This is a genomic window from Vibrio sp. 811, assembly GCF_033339195.1.
This window is the reverse complement of sequence record NZ_JAWOUB010000856.1, coordinates 1-538: the sequence shown is the minus strand read 5'-3', so window position 1 is coordinate 538 and position 538 is coordinate 1. Positions and strand designations below refer to the sequence as shown.

Genomic DNA, 538 nt, shown 5'->3' with positions numbered 1-538 from the left:
GTTTCTTACGAGTGGCAGAACTATCTCGATAGCTATGATCGACGCAACTTGGAGTTATATGGGACGACGGGATTATTCTCGTCCGATTATCCTGGTTACTTAGTGCGCCGTTACATGGAAATGAGCGCTATCCGTGACAAGATGGAAGATCTTGAGCGAATCGATAACCTGTACACCAATCTTGGTTACACTTCGTCAACGGATAAGCCGGGTGATTTCTTATTGCGCATTGCTTCAAACCCTCAATACTGTAGCGAAGGCAAAGCCGATAACTCATGGTTCTGTGATTACGCGAATGGGGCGAAAAAATCCGCGGCGTTCTTCCTTGATATCTTGCGCACACCAGAGCATCAATGTGTGATAGAAAATGCGGCAGGCAACCAAAAAGTGATTTCTTTTGGTCAACTGTTAGACAACAACTCACACCAAATTCCGGCTGATTACGATCTTTCAACAGCCAGCTGTTTTGATGATTTGGCAGCACGCTTTATCGAAGATTCAGATGAGGGCTATATAGCTGTTGCGGAAACTGCGAATG

At 45.4% G+C, this 538-nt stretch carries 1 pseudogene; it reads left to right on the top strand.

The annotated features are described in order from the left end of the window. Positions 1 to 538: pseudogene (locus R7Q46_RS29780) on the top strand (MoxR-like ATPase); the annotation flags it as partial.